The 19,556-nt window shown below is 52.4% G+C and carries 20 protein-coding genes; 12 read left to right on the forward strand and 8 right to left on the reverse strand.

Translation table 11 applies throughout. The features are described from left to right. Positions 1 to 12: 12 nt before the first annotated feature. Entirely contained in the window at positions 13 to 1,125 is a 1,113-nt protein-coding gene (locus THINI_RS17440; protein ID WP_002709867.1) for a glycosyltransferase, read from the reverse strand. 51 nt (positions 1,126 to 1,176) lie between these two features. Further along, positions 1,177 to 2,289, reverse strand: coding sequence for a glycosyltransferase family 4 protein (locus tag THINI_RS17445; protein ID WP_002709868.1), 1,113 nt, complete (start codon positions 2,287 to 2,289; stop codon positions 1,177 to 1,179). Between the two features lie 186 nt (positions 2,290 to 2,475). Here THINI_RS17445 and THINI_RS17450 point away from each other — a divergent pair, with 186 nt between their 5' ends. The 7 genes from THINI_RS17450 (at position 2,476) to THINI_RS17480 (ending at position 11,842) form a co-directional block, all read left to right on the forward strand. After that, positions 2,476 to 3,720 (forward strand): O-antigen ligase family protein, encoded by a 1,245-nt coding sequence (locus THINI_RS17450; protein ID WP_002709869.1) that lies wholly within the window; start codon positions 2,476 to 2,478, stop codon positions 3,718 to 3,720. Continuing rightward, a complete protein-coding gene (locus tag THINI_RS17455) occupies positions 3,713 to 4,816 on the forward strand; it encodes a glycosyltransferase family 9 protein (RefSeq protein WP_002709870.1) in 1,104 nt (367 codons plus the stop codon). The genes THINI_RS17450 and THINI_RS17455 overlap by 8 nt, the downstream gene beginning before the upstream one ends. Continuing rightward, the gene (locus tag THINI_RS17460; protein ID WP_002709871.1) at positions 4,803 to 5,567 is read left to right on the forward strand and encodes a glycosyltransferase family 2 protein; all 765 of its coding nucleotides are present in this window, start codon (positions 4,803 to 4,805) and stop codon (positions 5,565 to 5,567) included. The genes THINI_RS17455 and THINI_RS17460 overlap by 14 nt, the downstream gene beginning before the upstream one ends. Next, positions 5,564 to 6,424, forward strand: coding sequence for a glycosyltransferase family protein (locus tag THINI_RS17465; RefSeq protein WP_002709872.1), 861 nt, complete (start codon positions 5,564 to 5,566; stop codon positions 6,422 to 6,424). The genes THINI_RS17460 and THINI_RS17465 overlap by 4 nt, the downstream gene beginning before the upstream one ends. Positions 6,425 to 6,426: 2 nt before the next feature. Continuing rightward, the gene (gene recC, locus THINI_RS17470) at positions 6,427 to 9,558 is read left to right on the forward strand and encodes an exodeoxyribonuclease V subunit gamma (protein WP_002709873.1); all 3,132 of its coding nucleotides are present in this window, start codon (positions 6,427 to 6,429) and stop codon (positions 9,556 to 9,558) included. 228 nt (positions 9,559 to 9,786) lie between these two features. Next, positions 9,787 to 10,794, forward strand: a complete 1,008-nt coding sequence (locus tag THINI_RS17475; protein ID WP_002709874.1) for an SGNH/GDSL hydrolase family protein — start codon at positions 9,787 to 9,789, stop codon at positions 10,792 to 10,794. Between the two features lie 28 nt (positions 10,795 to 10,822). Then, positions 10,823 to 11,842, forward strand: a complete 1,020-nt coding sequence (locus THINI_RS17480) for a class I SAM-dependent methyltransferase (RefSeq protein WP_169314642.1) — start codon at positions 10,823 to 10,825, stop codon at positions 11,840 to 11,842. A 77-nt stretch (positions 11,843 to 11,919) separates the two neighbouring features. Here the strand turns inward: THINI_RS17480 and THINI_RS26720 are convergent, their stop codons facing one another. From THINI_RS26720 to THINI_RS17495, 4 genes are all read right to left on the reverse strand, one after another. Next, entirely contained in the window at positions 11,920 to 12,072 is a 153-nt protein-coding gene (locus THINI_RS26720) for a DUF5989 family protein (RefSeq protein ID WP_002709876.1), read from the reverse strand. After that, entirely contained in the window at positions 12,073 to 12,486 is a 414-nt protein-coding gene (locus THINI_RS27380) for an SxtJ family membrane protein (RefSeq protein WP_002709877.1), read from the reverse strand. A gap of 18 nt (positions 12,487 to 12,504) precedes the next feature. After that, positions 12,505 to 14,307, reverse strand: a complete 1,803-nt coding sequence (locus THINI_RS17490; protein WP_002709878.1) for a carbamoyltransferase family protein — start codon at positions 14,305 to 14,307, stop codon at positions 12,505 to 12,507. Between the two features lie 132 nt (positions 14,308 to 14,439). Next, complete coding sequence (locus tag THINI_RS17495; RefSeq protein WP_002709879.1) at positions 14,440 to 15,105, reverse strand: histidinol-phosphatase; 666 nt, start codon at positions 15,103 to 15,105, stop codon at positions 14,440 to 14,442. A 118-nt stretch (positions 15,106 to 15,223) separates the two neighbouring features. On the opposite strand from THINI_RS17495, the gene THINI_RS17500 reads away from it, so the two are divergent. Next, positions 15,224 to 15,694 carry an RNA pyrophosphohydrolase gene (locus THINI_RS17500; RefSeq protein ID WP_002709880.1) on the forward strand — a complete coding sequence of 157 codons (471 nt, stop codon included), beginning with the start codon at positions 15,224 to 15,226 and terminating at the stop codon, positions 15,692 to 15,694. 58 nt (positions 15,695 to 15,752) lie between these two features. Here the strand turns inward: THINI_RS17500 and THINI_RS17505 are convergent, their stop codons facing one another. Beyond that, complete coding sequence (locus THINI_RS17505) at positions 15,753 to 16,178, reverse strand: CopD family protein (RefSeq protein WP_002709881.1); 426 nt, start codon at positions 16,176 to 16,178, stop codon at positions 15,753 to 15,755. Between the two features lie 3 nt (positions 16,179 to 16,181). Beyond that, positions 16,182 to 16,682: a TlpA family protein disulfide reductase gene (locus THINI_RS17510; protein ID WP_002709882.1), complete on the reverse strand. Its 501-nt coding sequence runs from the start codon at positions 16,680 to 16,682 to the stop codon at positions 16,182 to 16,184. A gap of 74 nt (positions 16,683 to 16,756) precedes the next feature. Here THINI_RS17510 and argC point away from each other — a divergent pair, with 74 nt between their 5' ends. The 4 genes from argC to erpA all read left to right on the forward strand — a co-directional run bounded on the left by argC (position 16,757) and on the right by erpA (position 19,554). Then, positions 16,757 to 17,788, forward strand: a complete 1,032-nt coding sequence (gene argC / locus THINI_RS17515; protein WP_002709883.1) for an N-acetyl-gamma-glutamyl-phosphate reductase — start codon at positions 16,757 to 16,759, stop codon at positions 17,786 to 17,788. 29 nt (positions 17,789 to 17,817) lie between these two features. Continuing rightward, positions 17,818 to 18,672 (forward strand): DUF6776 family protein, encoded by an 855-nt coding sequence (locus THINI_RS17520; protein WP_002709884.1) that lies wholly within the window; start codon positions 17,818 to 17,820, stop codon positions 18,670 to 18,672. Between the two features lie 6 nt (positions 18,673 to 18,678). Further along, positions 18,679 to 19,134, forward strand: a complete 456-nt coding sequence (locus THINI_RS17525; RefSeq protein WP_002709885.1) for a bactofilin family protein — start codon at positions 18,679 to 18,681, stop codon at positions 19,132 to 19,134. 69 nt (positions 19,135 to 19,203) lie between these two features. Then, positions 19,204 to 19,554, forward strand: a complete 351-nt coding sequence (gene erpA, locus THINI_RS17530; RefSeq protein ID WP_002709886.1) for an iron-sulfur cluster insertion protein ErpA — start codon at positions 19,204 to 19,206, stop codon at positions 19,552 to 19,554. The last annotated feature ends 2 nt before the right edge of the window (positions 19,555 to 19,556 follow it).

Consider the following 19,556-nt stretch of genomic DNA (forward strand, 5'->3'; position numbering starts at 1 on the left):
TTGTTACGACTTTCAAGATAAGTCAGCTTCTGGTATTTGTTTAATGTGGTGTTTTCCTAGTTGCAAGTAAAGCCGCCGATACCCATCCGCCATCTGCTGCACATTGAACCCACGTTCCAGCAGTTCCCGGCTGGCTTGCCCCAGTTGTGCGCGTATATCGGGGTTATCCACCAGCACCTGGAGGAGCATCACAGCTTCGTCGGTATGTTGGAACAGAAAGCCGTTCCGCCCTGGTTCCACAATATCCGAATGCCCGGTGCAGCGGCTCAGTACCAGCGGCAGGCGGTGGCACATGGCTTGTAATGCGGATAGCGGCAAACCTTCCCAGGCCGAAGTCGACAGGTAAATATCACTCGCTTGCAAGTGGGTCGTCACCTGTTCGGGGCTGACCCAGCCGCTGCATGTAATATTCGGCGCTGTCAGTTGGTTGCGCAGCTCACCATCGCCTACCCACAGGAACCGGATATGCGGCTGATCCACAAACGCTGATGCAATGGCGTTATACCAGAGTGGATTTTTCTGGCTAGAAATTCGCCCGACCAAAGTGATTGTGGTTAATTTGTTGTCATTTTTTGGTGTTGTAATATCAGCTTCAGGCTGGCAACTAATGCCATTATTTATATAGCCAGCATTGATGCCGTGTGAGCGTAAGCAGGACGCTTCGGACGCCGAGCAGGCAATGACCCGCCCACCACACTTGTTGGCCAGTTGTTCTAGCCACACAAATAACGTCTGCTTGCGGCTGGCGACATCCTGCCGCAGGAAAGAGACGCCGTGAGGCGTGTAAATGACGCGGGCGGATTGCCCCAGCAACATAGCCCCCAAGCGCCCCAGAAATCCGGCTTTGGATGAATGCAGGTGAATGATGTCGCCATCTTGCTGCTGCAACAAACGTATCAGGCGGAACAGAGCCATGGCGTCACGCCACGGGCTGATGTCGCGGCCAAGCTCTTGCCACGGCAACAGCATGACACCGGGCGGAAACAGGCTGGCGTAGTTTACGGGCGTGTCCGGGCGTTGGCCGTGAATGACGACATGTTGGTGTTCCGGCATGACGCGGGTCATCTGGGCGACAAAATGCAGTACGCCTGCGGCGAATGATTCGGCTACATGGATAACCTTCATAAGGGCATTGATCTTCTTTTTCAGGGCTGTTAATACAAGATTAGCCAATTCTTAACGATTTTGTTCCAACAATTTATTTATGTGATTATCAATGTCATAACGAAAACGTATCACCGAGAACTGCTGGGCAAACTGGCTGATGGCTTCCGGGTCAAACTGTCCCTGTTGTGTTTCAAATGCGTCGACTGCCTGGCGGATGGCTGCTGCTGTCTGTTCCGCAAAATGAATGCCGGTCTTTCCATGTACGACGGTTTCAGCAGTTCCCCCTTGGTTGAGACAGATGACTGGCGTGCCGCAGGCTTGCGCTTCCACCGGGATGATGCCGAAATCTTCCAGCGCGGCAAACACCAGTGCCTTGGCGTTTTGCATCAGGTGGGCGACATTCGCATCATCCTGAAACCCCAGGAACTCGATATTGGCGGTTGCCAGGGCGCGCAGTTTTTCCATCTCCGGCCCGTTGCCTACGACCACCAGTTTGCGTGTTGTGTTGGCAAATGCCTGTACAATCAAATCCATACGTTTATAGGGAACCAGACGCGAGAAGGCTAAATAATAGTCGTCCTTGTCTGTCGACAGGCTGAACCGGTCAGTGTCCACGGGGGGGTAGATGACGTGGGCGTCACGCCGGTAAATTTTCTGGATGCGTTTGCGGATGTAGTGGGAATTGGCGATGAAATGGTCTACGCGGTTGCTGCTGACCACATCCCAAATGCGCAGCCGGTGCAGGGTGTGGCGGCTGAGCCAGGAACGGACACTGCCGTTTTGCAGGTTTCCGCCGCGCAGGTAGTCGTGGTACATATCCCAGGCGTAGCGCACGGGCGTGTGGCAGTAACAAACATGCAATTGCCCGTGGTGGGTCAGCACGCCCTTGGCAACGAGGTGGGAAGACGACAGCACCAGATCGTACTTGTCCATATTGAACTGTTCGATGGCCAGTGGGAACAACGGCAGGTATTGGCGGAAATGCTTGCGGGCAAACGGCAGGTTCTGGACGAATGATGTCCGGGTTTGCTTGCCCCCCAGCAGGTTGGAGCGGTTGGCTTCGTCCAGCCAGTCAACCAGGGCGAAGATGTCGGCATCCGGGTAAAGGTGGTTGAATTCCCCAACGCACTTTTCCGAACCGGCCACTTCGTTGAACCATTCATGCACCAGCGCAACTTGCATCTAAAAACCTTGGCAGCAATGAAAGCTGTCTGTAACAATAGGCGGGTGCAAAGTACAAGCAGGATGCAAGTGGGTTTCCTCGATTGTCAGCCAGTTGGATGGTTGCAGAAAAGCGCGGATTCTAGCATATATTCGACAAATACATCTGCTGTACCGCCAGTTGGAAGAGGGACGGAAAAATTTTTCATGAAACATGTGACCCTTATGAGTGTTGAGGGTAAGCTACCGGATATTGGCGTCATTAATTCCTGGCTGCTGATCCTGCTCGCGTTTACCTTCATGGGTAGCATTGCCATCGGTAACAGCCTGCTGTTCCTGATTTTGCTCTTGTGGTTGTTTGAGGGTAAATTTGACGAAAAATTCCAGAGGGTCAAACATAACCCATTCGCGTGGGCGGCGGTGGTGTTTGTATTGCTGCATTTCGTCGGGCTGTTATGGACCAGTGATTGGGAATTTGCCGGTTTTGTCCTGAAAAAGGAATTCAAGTATTTGATGGTGCCGGTGCTGATCACGGTGCTGCGCAAGGAGCACATCACCTATTACCTGCTGGCTTTCCTGTTGTCGATGGTGGTGATCGTCGGCCTGTCGTATGGCGTGTATCTAGAGTGGATTCCACCTTATGAGATTTTCGGCCTGGAAAAGGTGGAAGACCCGACACCATTCGTTGGCCACATTGTCTATAACCCGGTGCTGGCATTCACGCTGTACCTGCTGCTGTACGCGGTGTTTCTGCGCGATGATTTGCCCTGGAAACTCAAGGCAGTGGGGCTGGTGTTGTTCGTCATCATGAGCATCAACATGTTCCTGACGGAAGGGCGCATGGGGCAGGCGGTGTTTCTGGTGTTGCTGACGCTGTTTGTGTTCCAGTTTTATCACGGGCGGGTATTAAAGCCTGCGCTGTTATCGTTGCTGCTGATCAGTATCCTCGCACCTACGGCCTACCTGCTCAGCCCGGTGGTGCAGAAACGGGTGGATGTCGCCATTCACGAAGTGGAAAATTACGAGCAGGAACCCAATTCCAGTGTCGGCCTGCGGGTGATCATGCTGCTGAATTCGCTGGAAATCATCCGTGAAAACCCGTTGCTGGGGGTGGGTACGGGCGATTACCGGCAGGAATACATCAAGGTGAACCGGCAGAACTTCCCGGAAGCCACCCGTGGGGAGATCCTCAACCATCCACATAATGTGTACGTGCAGGAAATGGTGCAGTTCGGGTTGTTGGGGCTGGCGGTGTTGTTCTACATGTTTTACGTGATGGTGCGGATGTACAAGCAATCGTCTGGCCCGTTCAAGCCGGTGATGCTGGCGTTCCCGGTGTTTTATGCGGTGATCTTTTTCTCCGACGGCTACATCATGGATCACTACCTGACTTTCCTGTTCCTGTTGTTGGGTTCCATCTTGTACGCTGGTAACAGCCTTGGCCGTGATTAAACACATCCTGGTCATTATTCGCCGCTCCAACGGCGATGTGCTGCTGGCTTCCCCGCTGATCCAGCGCTTGCATGAGCATTATGCAGGGGCGGAAATCGACCTGCTGGTCAATGACGATACCTTAGGGATTGCCAAGGCGTTGCCGCATGTACGCCAGATTCATGCCTATTTCTATGGCTGGAAAAAACTGCCGTTGTGGCAGCGGCTGCGCACTGAAGCAGGTTTTATCCGCAAGCTGTTTCGGCAATACGATCTGGCCATTTCCCTCACCACTACCGACAGTAGCGTGCTGTATGCTTTGCTGTTTGGCCGCAAATCCATCAGCGCCATTGACGCCGAAGGGCGCAAAAGCTGGTGGAAGCAGCGCCTGCTGGATGGCGCGTACCAACTGGATGAAGGTAAGCCGGTCATCCTCAATAACCTGCAAGCGCTGGCATTGCTGGGAATTCCTCAAGGAAAAGTGCAGCTTGCCCTGCAATACACACCGCAAGCACTGGCCAATGCACAGACAAAATTACAGTCTCTTGGCGTTGAACGCTTCCTGATTTTTCACCCCTCGGCGCAATACGACTACAAGGTTTACCCTGAACACCTTCGGTATGGCTTGTTGGAGAAACTGGCTGGTTTGGGTGTTTCGGTGGTGGTAACGGGCGCAAAAACGCCGCTGGATTTGCAGATCAAAGCGTCGTTGCCTGTTTTGCCCAATGTGCATGACCTGATCGGTGGAACCAGTCTGGATGAATACATCGCCCTCAGCAGTCTGGCGCTCGCGTATGTCGGTGGCGATACCCTCAACATGCACATTGCCGCCGCGCAGGGCAAACGGGTGTTTGTCATTTTCGGCCCGACCCTGTTGAAACTGTGGTCGCCATGGAGTAACTCCCTGCAACGTGCAGCCAGCATCAGCCAGCCTGTGCAGACCTATGGCGACATTACCCTGTTCCAGGCGGACATGCCTTGCGTTCCATGTGGGCAAGCCGGGTGCGACAACCGTCACGGCAAAAGCGAGTGTCTTTACCGGATTGATCCGGCTATCATCAGTGCCGAAGTCAAACACTGGCTGGAACAACAAGGATTGATGGATGGCGAACATTAGCGGGTTGGTGATTACCTACAACGAAGCAACCCATATCCGCGCCTGTCTGGAATCACTGCTTAAAGTCTGTGATGACGTGGTGGTGGTGGATTCACTCAGCACCGACGGCACGGCAGAAATAGCGCAAGAGATGGGTGCAACCGTGCGCGCGCGGCCCTTCCTCGGCTACGGCCCGCAGAAAAACTTCGGCCTGCCTTTTTGCCGCCATGTCTGGGTGCTAAGCCTCGATGCGGACGAGCGGCTGGATGCTGACGCCATTGCCGACATCCGTAGCCTCGACCTGGACAATAGTGCGCATGACGCCTACGAGTTCCGCCGCAAAAACCTGTTCCATGGCAAGTGGATCAAATGTACTTCCTGGTATCCCGACCATGTACGGCGCTTGTTTAACCGCGACAAGGCGCGTTTTTCCGATTTGCAATGCCACGAAAAAGTGGAAACCGGCAACAGCAAACAGTTGGCTTCCCACATCATTCACTACTCCTACCGCGACTATCAGCACATGCTGCACAAGCTGAACCAGTATTCCAGTCAATATGTCGAGGATAATGTGGGCAGGAAAAAACCGATCAGCGCATGGTCGCCCCCCCTGCACGGCCTATTTGCCTTTCTCAAGAATTACTTCCTCAAACGTGGTTTCCTGTGCGGGTTTGATGGTTTTACCATTTCGCTGCTGAATGCGTTGGGTTCCTATATGAAATATGCCAAGTTGCTGGAAAAACAGCGCTATGGTAGCAAGGGGGAGCAGTGAAAGTCAGTGCCTGTACTTTCATCCGCAATGGCCAGTTGTTGGGTTACCCGTTTGTGGAATCCATCCGTTCCATTCTGCCGATCGTGGATGAGTTTGTGATCGCCGTGGGGCAGGGGGATGATGATACCCTGGCTATCCTGCAAGCCATGAACGAACCCAAGCTGCACCTGATCAAAACCGTCTGGAACGACAATATGCGGGTCAAGGGTTATGTTTACGGCCAGCAGAAAATGCTTGCCCAGTTTGCCTGTAGCGGCGAGTGGATTTTCTATCTGGAAGGCGATGAAGTCGTGCATGAAAGCGACCTGTCAGTTATCCAGGCCAGTATGCAGAAGCATCTGGATGACCCGGAGGTTGAGGCGCTGATCTTCGATTACCTGCATTTTTACGGTAACGCCAATACCTACCTGTGGTCGCCCGGCTGGTATCGGCGCGCGCCGCGCATCATCAAGGCGTCGGTGCGCAGCTATGCCCCTGACGGCCTGTTCTGGCTGGTGCTGGATTCCAACAAGCATGGGCGTTACCCCAAAGCGGCGCACGCGGGAGCCAGCATGTACCACTACGGTTGGGTCAGAAGTGAGGCGCAGATGAATCTGAAAGCCAGCCGGGTGGAAAAATACTGGAACAAGCAGAATGCTGCGATTGACTACCGCGACATGGACGCCCGCATCCTGCGCGAATTTACCGGCACGCACCCACAAATCGTACAGGGCTGGTTGCCCAAGGAACCCGGCCTGTTCCAGGTCAACCCCGATTATCGCCCCACCCGCAAGCAGCAAAAACACTGGTGGATGCTGCAACTGGAAAACCGCTTTGGGCTGGAACTCAGCAAAAAGCATTACAAACGGGTGAGATAGCCATGCTTTACCTGTACCATTCCAACCAGTTGGAACAACTTGCCGAAGCGTTTGCCGGGTTGCAGGCGGAACAGCCCTTGCCGCCGCTGGTGACGGAATGGGTGGTGGTGCAGAACATCGGCATGGGGCGCTGGCTTTCCCTGCAAACCGCGCAACACAATGGTATTGCTGCCAACATCCGCTACCTGTTCCCGGCTGAGTTGACCTGGGAATTATTACGCAAGGTGCTGCAAGATGTTCCTGAGCAAGACCCTTGCGCACCGCATATCATGCGCTGGCGGCTGTTCGATATTTTCTTGAATGAGCCGGAGCAGTGGCCGGAACTGGCGCATTATCTCGGCACGGGCGAGCCTGCCGCCTGGCAACTGGCCGGGCAGATCGCCAAGGTATTCGACCAGTACCTGTTTTTCCGCCCTGACTGGATTCGGGAATGGGAGCGGGGCAAAGGTGCCGGTGATGACTGGCAGGTGCGTCTGTGGTGGCGGGTGGCGGGTGAGCAGAAGCTTCCGCATTGGGTGCGCTTACAGGAACGTTTTGCCCATGCCTTACGGTTTCATACGCCCTCCGTTGCCAACCTGCCCAGCCGCATCAGCTTCTTCTCCGTGCCAGTACTGTCGCCCGGCTACGTGCAATTGCTGGGTGAGGTGGCCAAATACACCGACATCCACATCTACCTGATGAACCCTTGCGAGGAATACTGGGGCGACATCGAATCCGAAAAACGCAAGCACAAGCAGCAGGCCGATGTGCAGGACTATTTCAGCGTCGGCAACCCGCTACTGGCGTCATGGGGGCGGCAGGGGCGCGATTTCATCGACCTGTTGATCGACGCCGAAGCCGATGTGGATGACCTGCCGTTGTTCATCGAACCCGATGGCGACACCCTGCTGAACCGCATCCAGTCCGACATCCTGCACCTGCAAATGCCCACCTCACTTTCTTCCCCCCTAAAATCTTCCATTTCCTTCCACGCCTGCCACTCCCCCATGCGTGAAGCCGAAGTCCTCTACGACCAATTGCTCGCCCTGTTCGAGGCCAACCCCGACCTGACCCCGGCGGATGTGGTGGTAATGACGCCCGATATCGACACTTACGCCCCCTACCTGGACGCAGTATTTTCCAGCGCTGCCCACCCGCTACCGTTCAGCATCGCTGACCGCAGCCCCGGCTATGCGCAAAGCATCATCAACCTGTGCGAACACTTGCTGGAACTGCCGCAAGGCCGCTGCGATGCCGAAAGCGTGTTGACCCTGCTGGAGTTTGAGGAAGTCCGCACCCGTATCGGTTTGGATGAAGCACAGGTCATCCAGTGCCGCCACTGGATCCGCGCCGTCAATATCCGCTGGGGAACGGATGCGCAGGCACGCCCGGAACTGGGTGGTGCGGATACGGCGGAGCACACCTGGCGCTACGGCCTTGACCGCCTGCTACTGGGTTACGCCATGCCTGGCGAAGACCTGTTCAGCGGCATCCTGCCCTGGAATGACATCGAAGGCAGTCAGGCTGAAATGCTGGGCCGCCTGCAACAAATGCTGGAAGCCGTGTTTGATCTGGCCAACTGGGGGCGGCAGCAACAGACTGTGCCGGAATGGAATCGCCGCTTCCGCCAGTTGCTGGAAACTGTGGTGGGCGAAGACGCCCCGCTGCAAACGGTCTGGCAGGGGCTGGATACGCTGGAGCGGACGTTGGCGCAAGCCGGTTTCGACCAGCCCGTAGTCTGGCCGGTGTTCCAGAACGCCCTGCTGGAGCAGCTCGACAAACGCAGCGAATCGGAAGGCTTCCTCGGGCGTGGTATCACCTGCTGTGCACTGATGCCGATGCGCACCGTGCCGTTCCGCTTCGTCGCTTTGGTTGGCATGAATGACGGGGTCTTCCCGCGCCGGGATGCCCGTGCCAGTTTCGACCGTATGGGGCAACAAATCCAGCGTGGTGACCGCCTCAAGCGCGATGAAGACCGTTACCTGTTCCTCGAAAGCTTGCTGTCGGCGCGTGACTGGCTGTATATCAGCTACATCGGCCAAAGTCCGCGCGATAATAGCGAACTGCCACCCTCCGTACTGGTCAGCGAGTTGCTGGATTACGTGGAACGCTGCGTACCGGGTGGCCTCGAAAGCCTACTGACCAAGCACCCGTTGCAGGCGTTCAGCCAGAAATACCTGCGCGGCGATAACGGCCTGTTTACCTACAGCAGGTTTGGGCAGGGGAGTGTGGATAAGACCAAAACGGTGTTCCCGCCGTTCTGGCAGGGCGAAGCATTGCCAGAGCCTGACCCTGCTTACCGGCAAGTCGGTCTGGCCGAGTTGACCCGCTTTTACCAGAATCCGGCGCGGACGTTTCTGCGCGAACGTTTCGGGCTACGCTTAGGGGAGGCGGATGAGGAATTGCCGGTGCGCGAACCCTTCACCCTTGAAACCTACAGTGACCGCGAGGTACGTGCCTGCATTTTCCAGCAACTGGAGCGGGGTTTGCCTGCCAGCACTGCCTTACCGTTGCTGCGGGCGCAGGGCATGTTGCCGCACGGCAAGCCGGGTGAACTGGTGTTCCAGCGGGAGGCGGCTGTGACCGAGGCGTTTTTCCAGGAAGTACAGCCGATACCACCATTATACCGTGAATATTTCAGCCTGACACTGGGGGAATTCCACCTCAGTGGAACCGTGACCCATCTGGATCGGGGTGCGGGGCGCAAGGTTTATGAACTGGGCAAGCTCAGTTACTGGAGCTGGCTGGATATCTGGTTGCAGCATCTGGCGCTCAATACGCTGGATGAAAAGGTTTGCCCGCATTCCACCTTTATGTATTCAGCCGATAAGCATTATGAGCTGCAACCGGTGGCGGATGCGGCGGAACAGCTGCAACAATTGTTGGCGTGGTATTGGCAGGGTTTGCAGGAGCCACTGCCGTTTTTCCCCAAATCCGGTTTCAATCTGATGGAGCAGAGTGAGCCGGATGTGGGCAAGGTGCTCAGCACCTGGGAAGGCAGTGGTAATTTCGCCGGGGAAAGCGAGAAGCCCGAATACCGGCTGCTGTACCGGGGTGTCAACCCGCTGGAAGGGCAGGCTGACGCCTTTCTGGAAATCTCCAGTGTCGTCTTCGGCCGCTTGTTGATGGCGAAAACTGTTTTAGAGCCTTCTTGACCGTATTATTGTTTTCCGATAGCAGAATTTGTTGGAATTAACCACAGGTTGGTCGTATTATGATGGCAAAATGATCGTTTGGAAAATATGTCTTTCTGGGCGACAGAATATTTAATAGCATGGGTTGTGGCATGAAATGTTTTTAAGTGCTGTTGCTCATGCTGCGCCTTGTTGATAAATAATGATGAAATTTCTGGAAGCGATCCAATAAAAGGCTGTTGTGTTTTTATGAAAAAGGTTCTTGCCATTAATGTATTGGTATTCGTTGGAATTATTGTTTTGTTGGAGGGGTCTGCACGGTTGGCTGTCTCCCAAAATGAAGTTAACCCGGTGTTCGATGACCAAAGTTTGAGGGTGCGGGACAGGCCGTTTGTTGAAACGGATGAGGTTCGGGGGTTTGCTTTGAAGAGTGGTTTCAAATCCGACCTCTATTCCATTAACGCTAATGGGTTTAGGGGCGGGGAGCTTCCTCCTGATCTGGGTGAAAAATATGTGATCCTTGCCCTGGGCGAATCAACAACATTTGGGTGGGGAGTGGATGATCAGCATACATATCCGTATTTGCTTAATACGCACTTCCAACATGATGATGTTTATATCGTTAATGCAGGGATTCCATCCTATACGTCTGCCCAAACACTTTTGTATTTAAAAGAAATTTTGAATAAAAAAGAAATAGATCCCAGGTTTGCCCTGATCAATATTTTATGGAATGATGTTTGGTATTCAACCGTCAAGAATTGGGATCCAGAAATACTGGTTCATCAACGCCCTCCTGTCTGGTTTGGTCTTATGAGCAAGTACTCAAGGCTTTTTAACGTAATTTTCATGGGGCTAAGGAGCCGGGAACTGGTTAATGTGGTAAATGAAAAGGCTGTGCAGGAGTATGGGCATAACCTGGAAAAGATGATCCTTCTTTGCAGGGATAATAATATCAAGGTTGCTTTTGTAGAGCCTCCCTTTGATGCTGATCATGTCTCTGAAGATGGCCTAAATGAATTCCATACCCAGTATACCAAGAGTTTCCTGATTGATACGGCTAAACATTATGCTGAAAAGATGCATGAAGTTGCGGCGAAATACGGGGTTGCAGTGATAAAGCATCAGTTTGATTTGTTTGGAAATTTAAACCATTACGATTTATTTCTGGATGGTATGCACCCAAATCCGGCAGGAAACAACCTAATGGCAAAAGATGTGTATGATAAGCTTTCACCTGTTATTGGGTATAACTGATTTCTTTGTGTAGTATGTGATGATGGAAATGAATATTAGTGAAGTTGACTTTATCGGGCAGAATCTTGCAATGTTTTGTTGCCCGAGGTGTAATGGTGATCTTGTTGTTAACCAGCAAAACATTCTTTGTTTGGGATGTGGCCATGAATATGTCAATATTGAAAAAATTCCATCTCTGTTTGCGCCTAATGAGTGGGGCGGGGAAACAGATGATGTGACAGAAGAAATTAAGTCATTTTATGAAAAAACCCCTTTTCCTGATTATGATGACTTTGATCATGTTGGTTCTTTAATAAGTAAAGCCAAAGAAGGTCTTTTTGCCCGATTGTTGGATGAGCAAATTCCATTTGGATATAAGATACTGGAGTGCGGCTGCGGTACCGGGCAGTTAACAAATTTTTTATCAATTGCAAGCAGGACTGTAATTGGTACTGATATTTGCATAAACTCCTTGAAAATGGCTAATGATTTTAAACAAGCCAATAATTTAAGGCGTGCACATTTTTATCAGATGAACCTGTTCCGTCCGGCGTTTAGGGCTGGAAGTTTCGATTTGGTTATTTCAAATGGGGTTTTGCATCATACCAGCAACCCATTGTTGGCATTCAAATCCATCGCGTCGTTAGTAAAGCCGGGTGGTTATATATTGGTAGGGCTTTATCACCGGTATGGCCGTTTGGCAACGGATTTACGTCGCTTTGTTTTTGGCCTGACAGGGGATCGGATGAGGTTTCTGGATCAGCGGTTACTGAATTCAAAAATTGGCAAGACCAAGAAAAACTCATGGTTTATGGATCAATATAAAAACCCCCATGAGTCCAAGCATACAGTGGGTGAGGTTTTAAACTGGTTGCAGGAAGTCAACTTCAAGTTTATTCATGCTATCCCAAAGACAATTCCGTTTGAGCCATTTGACGGGGAGGAAGAATTATTCAAGCAGGACAGGCTAGGTAATCTCTTTGAAAGGTTTGTTGTGAATATGGGAATGATTGTCACCGGGCATAAGGAAGGTGGTTTTTTTACCATAATCGCACAGCGTACACCATAGTGTTGATGTACTCATGCAATAACCACAAACCGGAACCTGATGCTCCGGTTTAGGTTGTGTGGCCCTAAGCAGCTACGCTAAAACAAGGTATAAATGAATGGTGCAACTGCTGAGCCTTGCGCAAAGACCAACAAAAGGCCAAACAGTAGCAATACTAATATGATGGGGGCCAGCCAGAATTTCTTGCGTTCGAGCATGAATTTTGTTAATTCTTTCAATAAATCAATCATCTAGAATAATCTCTCAAAATGGTTGCGGGGGCGTGCATGGCTAGGCTGCCGTAATGACCCTGTTTTGTTGGTGGCTAACTGGCGGATGTGCCCTTGCTTGAATAGGCCCATCAAGGCTCCTGTTGGTGCGATGATTAGGTAGTAAGATACTCCAAGTAAAACCCTAGTATTGACCCACCCTAGTGTGAGACCGATTTTCATCCACACCTTATAAACTAGCTGTAAGCTTTCTGGATATATGATTGCAGGTATCCAGAATATAAGCATGGTAACCCAAGGCCAAACAGGAATGGGGTACTTGCCTAGCCAAGGGAATAGGAGACCAAATAGCACGGCAAAAATACCACCGGTCAATAATCCGAAGTTTCTTAACGCTGTTTTCCCCAGCGTTTTCCTGTTTGGCAGTTGGCTCAAGGTATTTTCCCCTTTTTGTCAGTTGGTCAGCTGTGATTTATCCAGCAGGAAATTTTCCAGCACCAAGTAGTCCATCCCGGTGCGCATGAAACAGCGATAGGCGTCTTCTGGTGTGCATACGATAGGCTCCCCCCGTACATTGAAAGAAGTGTTAACCAGGATTGGGCAACCTGTCCTGTTTTCAAAGGCGTCCAGTAACTGGTAAAAGCGGGGATTGGTTGCAGGGTGGACGGTTTGTAAGCGCGCCGAGTAGTCTACGTGGGTGACTGCCGGAATTTGTGAGCGTGGAATATTCAATTTGTCGATGCCAAACAAGGCTTGTTCCTCCGTGGTCATGGGCAAGCGTTTATCCGCTTGCACTTCCGCCACAATCAGCATGTAAGGGCTGTTGCGGTCATGGCCGAACCATTCGCTTACCTTGTCATGCTTGATGGCCGGGGCAAATGGGCGGAAAGATTCACGGTACTTGATCCGCAGGTTCATGGTGGACTGCATTTTGGGGTTGCGTGCATCACCAATAATGGACCGGCTCCCTAGCGCCCGTGGCCCAAACTCCATCCGGCCCTGAAACCATCCTACCACGTTGCCGTCTTCCAGGATGGCGGCCAGGCGTTCCATGAGTTGTGGGTCATCCAGTTCGGTGTAAGGCAGTTTCTGTTTGTCCAGCCATTGGCGAACGGTTTCCCTGCTGAAGCTGGGCCCAAGGTAGGCCCCTTGCATGGAGTCATGTGGGTCAGGTATCCGGGTATTTTCCTGGTATTCGTGCCATGTGGATAGTGCCGCCCCGAGTGCGCCGCCAGCGTCACCGGCAGCGGGTTGTACCCATATATCCTTGAACAGGCCTTCCCGTAGCAGGCGTCCATTCGCCACGCAATTCAACGCTACCCCCCCTGCCAGGCAAACATGGTCGTTCCCCGTTTCCTGCTGAACGGTACGCGCTAGCCGCAGCACCACTTCTTCCGTAACAACCTGGATGGAGCGGGCTATATCCATTTCTTTTTGGGTAAGCTTGCTTTCTGGTTGGCGGGGGGGGGATGCGAACAATTCAGCAAAACGGCGGTTGGTCATGGTTAGGCCGGTAGCGAAGTCAAAGTACCGCATGTTGAGGTGGAATGTCCCGTCTTCGCGCAAGTCCAGTAATTGGTCGAGAATCAGGTCAACGTATTTGGGTTCCCCATAGGGGGCCAGCCCCATCAGTTTGTATTCCCCTGAATTGACTTTGAAGCCTGTGTAGTAAGTAAACGCGGAATACAGCAGACCCAGTGAGTGTGGAAAGTCGATTTGCCACAAGGGGGTCAATTGGTTTCCCTCACCTTGCCAAACCGATGTCGTTGCCCATTCACCTACGCCATCTAGGCAAATGACAGCCGCCTTTTCAAATGGGCTGGGATAAAATGCTGAAGCCGCATGAGCCTGGTGGTGTTCTGTGAACAGTAGGGGAGGGAGTTCCTTTTCTTTCAAACCTGATAAGGTGGAGAGTTCTGTTTGCAGCGTTTTTTTCAGGAACAGTTTTTCTTTTAGCCAGACAGGCATGGCTGTTACGAAAGAGCGAAACCCCCGTGGCGCATAATGCAGGTACGTTTCCAGCAACCTTTCGAACTTCAGCAGCGGTTTGTCGTAAAAAACGACATGGCCAATATGCGGTAAGCGAATGCCTGCTTCCTCAAGGCAATAGTTGATGGCGTGGGTTGGAAACGCGGGGTCATGTTTTTTGCGTGTGAAACGCTCTTCCTGGGCTGCCGCAACAATTTTGCCATCTCGCAACAAGGCTGCGGCACTGTCATGATAGTAAGCAGAAAGCCCAAGGATATAAGAACTCATCAATCGGTTAACCTGGTTAAAACTCTAAAAAGACATGGATATGGCAAGGCAAATCTAAAGCAGTGAAGGCAAAACGCAAGGGAAATCCCGCCAACCTGTTGGTTTTGGTGGACAGGTATGGGTGTGGTTAGTTTACAGCCCTGCTTCACGCAAGGATATGATCATCCATTCCCTATGGGTTGCTATTTTATGTAAAGTGTCATCCGGGTCTACGACCACCGGATTGTCCACCAGTTCCAGCAAAGGCAGGTCGTTGTGTGAATCACTGTAGAAGTAACTGCCTGCCAGCGTTTCCGCGCGGTCTTCCAGCCACTGTTGCAGGCGCGTGACCTTGCCCCCCTGGAAACAGGGTACACCTTCGATTTCCCGGGTATAGCGCCCATCCACGATTTTCGGTTCTGTCGCCAGCAGGTTGGGGATGCCGAAAGCCTCCGCAATGGGCCGGGTGATGAAACTGTTGGTGGCGGTGATGATGACCAGCGTATGATCTTGATGACGGTGGTTTTCCACCAGTTGCAGGGCAGCATCCGACATCAGCGGACGGATAGCGGTTGCCATGAATTCCCGGTGTAGTTCCGCCAGCTCCTCCATGCTGCGCTCACTCAGGGGTTTGAAGGAAAACGCTGAAAATTCGTGGATGTCCAGCACGCCCCGTTTATATTGTTCGTAAAATTGCTGGTTGGCGGTTTCGTAGTGGTCGCGTTCCACCAGCCCTTTACTGACCAGAAACTGCCCCCATTCGTAGTCGCTGTCGCCACTGAGTAACGTGTTGTCCAGATCAAAAAGCGCCAATGTCATGTTTTGCAGGCTCCTGCCGGGAAAAACTGCTGATTGTACCCGCTTTCTGTCCTCGTGAAATTGCCGAATCGTGACAGTTGTGGAAAAATCAGGGTAAGTTAAGCTTTGGAGATGAATCGTGATTGATGAGGAAGGGTTCAGGGCCAATGTTGGCATCATCCTCTGCAATTGCGACGGTAAAGTGTTTTGGGGGAAACGGCTTGGGCAGGATTCTTGGCAGTTTCCACAGGGAGGCATAGATAAAGGAGAATCACCGACCGAAGCCATGTTCCGTGAACTCTATGAGGAAGTGGGGTTGCGCAAGGAGCAGGTCGAAATTGTCGGGCAAACCCGTGGATGGTTGCGTTACCGCATACCCCATTACATGATCCGCCGTCGTGCGAGGCCGTTGTGCATCGGGCAGAAGCAGCGCTGGTTTTTACTACGCCTGTTATGCACTGACCATGATGTCAATTTGCAGGCGACCGGGAAACCGGAATTTGACCACTGGGAATGGGTGGACTATTGGAAACCTGCCCGTCAGGTGGTGTTTTTCAAGCGCCGGGTCTATCACCGTGCGCTGAATGAGTTGGCGCCGTTGCTGGAGTAGGAGAAACCCCTCACCCTAACCCCTCTCCCTCAACGGGCGGGGGCCAGGAAGGGGAGTTTCAAAACGGTTTCACCACCGCCAATATCACCACCACAATCAAGAGCAGGCTAGGCGCTTCGTTGAACATGCGATACCACTTGTGGCTGCGGGTATTCGCTTCATTTCTGAACGTAATCATCAGACGGTAGCAAGCGTAATGGTATGCAAACAAGCCAACAACCAGTAGCAGCTTGGCGTGGAACCAGTGGGTTGTTACCAGTAAATACTGCCAGTTCAGCGCCAGCATGGTGAAGCCGAAGATGGCTGTAATGGTCGCGCCGATCGTCATTATGATGTAGAGCCGACGTTCCATCACCTTGAACAGTTCAAAACTGCCCTTGTTTTCCGGCATGGCGTGGTAAACGTATAGCCGCGGCAAGTAAAATAAGCCCGCAAACCAAGTCACCATGAAAATGACATGGATGGCTTTGATCCAGAGATACATGCTTTATCCTTTCATCAGTTCGTTGACTTTCTGCTCCAGTTCGGTAGCGTCCCACTCACCCATTTTCTGAACGGCGATTTTTCCATCAGCACCGACCAGGAATGAGGTCGGCGTTACCCGCACGTCAAACTGCTTGGCCAATTCACCGCTTTGATCGTGTGCTACCGTGTAGGTCATGCCTTTCTGGACGCGCATCGCCTTTATGGCGGGTGGTTCATCATACGACATGGCAACGGCAATGATGCGGAAGCCGCTGCCTTGCATTTTGTTTTCCAGCGCTTCCAGCACCGGAATTTCACCGACGCAGCCGGGGCAGGTGGTTGACCAGAAAGTCAGTAGATAGGGTTTGCCCTTCAGGCTGTCCAGACTCAATGTGGTGCCGTCGATGGTTTGCACAGTTGCGGCAGGCACCGTTTTGACGCCGCCAGCGGGAGCCAGCAGGAAAAAGGCGGCAATGCCCGCAATGAAGGCCAGTATGGCGATTCCTTTGATATCCAGTTTCATAGTGTAGAGGTTGTTAATCGTTAAGGAAGGCGTATTATACAGGGATTTCTCAGGCTGACAGAAATAGAGGTAGCGTGAAAAGGAAGATTGGTATCGTTGGCGCGACCGGTTATACCGGCGTTGAGTTGTTGCGTTTGCTCTCCAGCCACCCTGATGTTGAGATTAGCTACGTGACATCCCGCGAACATGCTGGCAGCCGGGTGGATGCGATGTTCCCCAACCTGCGAGGTTATGTGGATCTGGAGTTTTCTGCCCCAGCCAACGATGCCCTAAGCGAATGTGCCCTGGTGTTTTTCGCTACCCCCAACGGTATCGCGATGAAAAGCGCCCAGGTGCTGCTGGATGCAGGCACAAAGGTCATCGACCTGGCTGCCGATTTCCGCATTAAGGATATTGCCGTTTGGGAAAAATGGTACGGGATGCGGCACGCCAGCCCCCGTTTGGTGGAAGAGGCTGTATACGGTCTGCCGGAACTGAACCGGGCGCAAATCCGTGCAGCTCGCCTGGTTGCCAACCCTGGCTGTTACCCAACCGCCGTTACTCTGGGTTTGCTGCCCTTGGTGGAAAAGGGGCTAATTGATCTGGACAATGTCATTGCGGACACAAAATCCGGCGTCAGTGGGGCAGGGCGCAAGGCCGAAGTGCATACGCTGTTGGCGGAGGCGGGTGATAATTTCAAGGCTTACGCAGTTGCAGGGCATCGCCACCAGCCGGAAATTGCCCAAACGCTATCAAATATTGCCCATCAATCGGTAAATCCTGTTTTTGTTCCCCACTTATTGCCTATGATTCGGGGGATTCACGCGACACTGTACGCCAAACTAAGTGCAGAAGCGGATTTACAACCGCTTTACCAACAGCGTTATGCAAACGAACCGTTTGTGGATGTGTTGCCAGCTGGCTCCCATCCTGAAACCCGCTCTGTGCGTGGCGCGAACTTCTGCCGGATAGCTTTGCACCGCCCCGGCAATGGCGATCAGGTTGTCGTGCTTTCTGTGATTGATAATCTGGTTAAGGGCGCGGCAGGTCAGGCAGTACAAAATATGAACCTGATGTTGGGTTTGGCGGAAAACACAGCTCTGAGGCAGCCTGGTCTGTTACCCTGACCAATTGAGGGAATGGAATATAATCTGGCATGAGTCTCGAATATAAATTTGAAAACCGGGGAACGGTTCAGGTTCGCCCGACCGGCAGTGATAAGCGTAGCCCCTGTTGGTATATGTTGATAGGAACGGGCTTGTTGATGCTAGCCATGCTGGGCTGGTTGTTTTTCAGCGGCTATCTGACGCCAGTTAACTCATCTGGCGGCATTCAGGCTTTGACCTTGCGCGGCAAAATGAATGAACAGGAAAGGTTGATAGAGAAGCAGGCGTCCAACATTCACGGGCTGGAAGAGCAATTGGCTTCAGCCAAACGGGATCAGGAAGTGCAGCTTGCCGCCAATGAAGAGTTGCGTAAAAAGTTTTCTGCCGCTGAAACGGATCTTTCTGCCCAGCGCGATAAACTGGCTCTGTATGAGGGAATCCTGTCACCGGAGGGGCTGGAGCAGGGGCTACACATCCAGCATTTCAGCATCAAGGAACGCTTGGTTGATAAAGATGGCAACAAGGTCAATGGTGACCACCTGTATCAATATCATCTGGTGCTGGCCAATATCCGTAGTGGGGATGCTGCGGTAAAAGGCAGCTTTAGCATTGCCATTACTGGCCAGCAGGATGGCAAGGACGTGACGGTCACCCAGAAGGATGTTGCACCCAAGGATGAAAAAGCCCTGACGACTTTTGACGTCAAGCATTACCAGGGCTTGGAAGGCAAGTTATTGTTGCCAAAAAATTTTGAACCGGAATCAGTTAAAGTCAAGATCAGCCCAGCGGAAGGTGATACCCCCGAGCGGCTGGCCAAAAGTTATGACTGGGCTTCATTTAGCAAGGCTGGTTCCGTCACTAAGGCATCTGAAGTAACGGTATCCACCACCACAACAAAGGAGTAAGCAAGCATGTTCGGTAAAAACGCTAAGAGTACCGGTGGCGGCGGTAGCCCCACCAATACGGGCAACAATGATCAGAAAATCCGTAGCGCACGGGTTGATACCCTGATCGGCAAAGGTACCACCATTGACGGCGACCTGCGTTTTTCCGGTGGTTTGCATGTGGAAGGCGTCATCAAGGGCAATCTGGCCGCTGACGGTGACGATGCGACCTTGATTTTGAGCGAACACGGCCATATCCAAGGTGAAGTACGTGTGCCCAGCATGGTGCTGAACGGCATGATTGATGGCGATGTTTTCGCCGGTGGTAAGGTCGAGCTGTTTGAAAAAGCGCGCATTTGCGGTGATGTTTATTACAACCTGCTGGAAATGGCGGTGGGCGCGGAAGTCAACGGCAAGCTGGTGCGGCAGAAGCCTGAGTCCGGCAGTTTTGCAACCTCACCGACTTCTTCCGCCAGCGAATAGGGGATTTTGGCTCTGCTGCCTTGGTAGTGGTAACGTAATCTAATGATTTTAGTTCAGGAGACAGACAAAATGACGGTTGAAACAGCAATTCCTGCCGCGCTGATTTTTACGGACGCAGCGGCGACCAAGGTTAAGGGGTTGATTGAGGATGAAGGCAACCCGGATCTGAAGTTACGGGTGTTTGTGCAAGGTGGCGGTTGTTCCGGCTTCCAGTATGGTTTCACATTCGATGAGAACATGAACGACGATGATACTGCGGTAGAAAACGGTGGTGTGACGCTGCTCATCGACCCGATGAGCTTCCAGTACATGGTTGGTGCTGAAATCGACTATACCGAAGGTCTGGAAGGTGCGCAGTTTGTGATCCGTAACCCGAATGCGACCACGACTTGCGGCTGTGGCTCTTCTTTCAGCCCGTAAAT

The organism is Thiothrix nivea DSM 5205 (assembly GCF_000260135.1).
In the GTDB taxonomy this organism is placed as follows: domain Bacteria; phylum Pseudomonadota; class Gammaproteobacteria; order Thiotrichales; family Thiotrichaceae; genus Thiothrix; species Thiothrix nivea.

Excerpts from the sequence above, each read along its gene's own strand:
- THINI_RS17450 (WP_002709869.1), top strand. The coding sequence starts at position 2,476 with ATGAAACATGTGACCCTTATGAGTGTTGAGGGTAAGCTACCGGATATT.
- THINI_RS26720 (WP_002709876.1), bottom strand. The coding sequence starts at position 12,072 with ATGATTGATTTATTGAAAGAATTAACAAAATTCATGCTCGAACGCAAG.
- THINI_RS17480 (WP_169314642.1), top strand. The coding sequence starts at position 10,823 with ATGAATATTAGTGAAGTTGACTTTATCGGGCAGAATCTTGCAATGTTT.
- THINI_RS17475 (WP_002709874.1), top strand. The coding sequence starts at position 9,787 with ATGAAAAAGGTTCTTGCCATTAATGTATTGGTATTCGTTGGAATTATT.
- recC (WP_002709873.1), top strand. The coding sequence starts at position 6,427 with ATGCTTTACCTGTACCATTCCAACCAGTTGGAACAACTTGCCGAAGCG.
- erpA (WP_002709886.1), top strand. The coding sequence starts at position 19,204 with ATGACGGTTGAAACAGCAATTCCTGCCGCGCTGATTTTTACGGACGCA.
- THINI_RS17460 (WP_002709871.1), top strand. The coding sequence starts at position 4,803 with ATGGCGAACATTAGCGGGTTGGTGATTACCTACAACGAAGCAACCCAT.
- THINI_RS17490 (WP_002709878.1), bottom strand. The coding sequence starts at position 14,307 with ATGAGTTCTTATATCCTTGGGCTTTCTGCTTACTATCATGACAGTGCC.
- THINI_RS17440 (WP_002709867.1), bottom strand. The coding sequence starts at position 1,125 with ATGAAGGTTATCCATGTAGCCGAATCATTCGCCGCAGGCGTACTGCAT.
- THINI_RS17525 (WP_002709885.1), top strand. The coding sequence starts at position 18,679 with ATGTTCGGTAAAAACGCTAAGAGTACCGGTGGCGGCGGTAGCCCCACC.
- THINI_RS17495 (WP_002709879.1), bottom strand. The coding sequence starts at position 15,105 with ATGACATTGGCGCTTTTTGATCTGGACAACACGTTACTCAGTGGCGAC.
- THINI_RS17510 (WP_002709882.1), bottom strand. The coding sequence starts at position 16,682 with ATGAAACTGGATATCAAAGGAATCGCCATACTGGCCTTCATTGCGGGC.
- THINI_RS17505 (WP_002709881.1), bottom strand. The coding sequence starts at position 16,178 with ATGTATCTCTGGATCAAAGCCATCCATGTCATTTTCATGGTGACTTGG.
- THINI_RS17445 (WP_002709868.1), bottom strand. The coding sequence starts at position 2,289 with ATGCAAGTTGCGCTGGTGCATGAATGGTTCAACGAAGTGGCCGGTTCG.
- THINI_RS17520 (WP_002709884.1), top strand. The coding sequence starts at position 17,818 with ATGAGTCTCGAATATAAATTTGAAAACCGGGGAACGGTTCAGGTTCGC.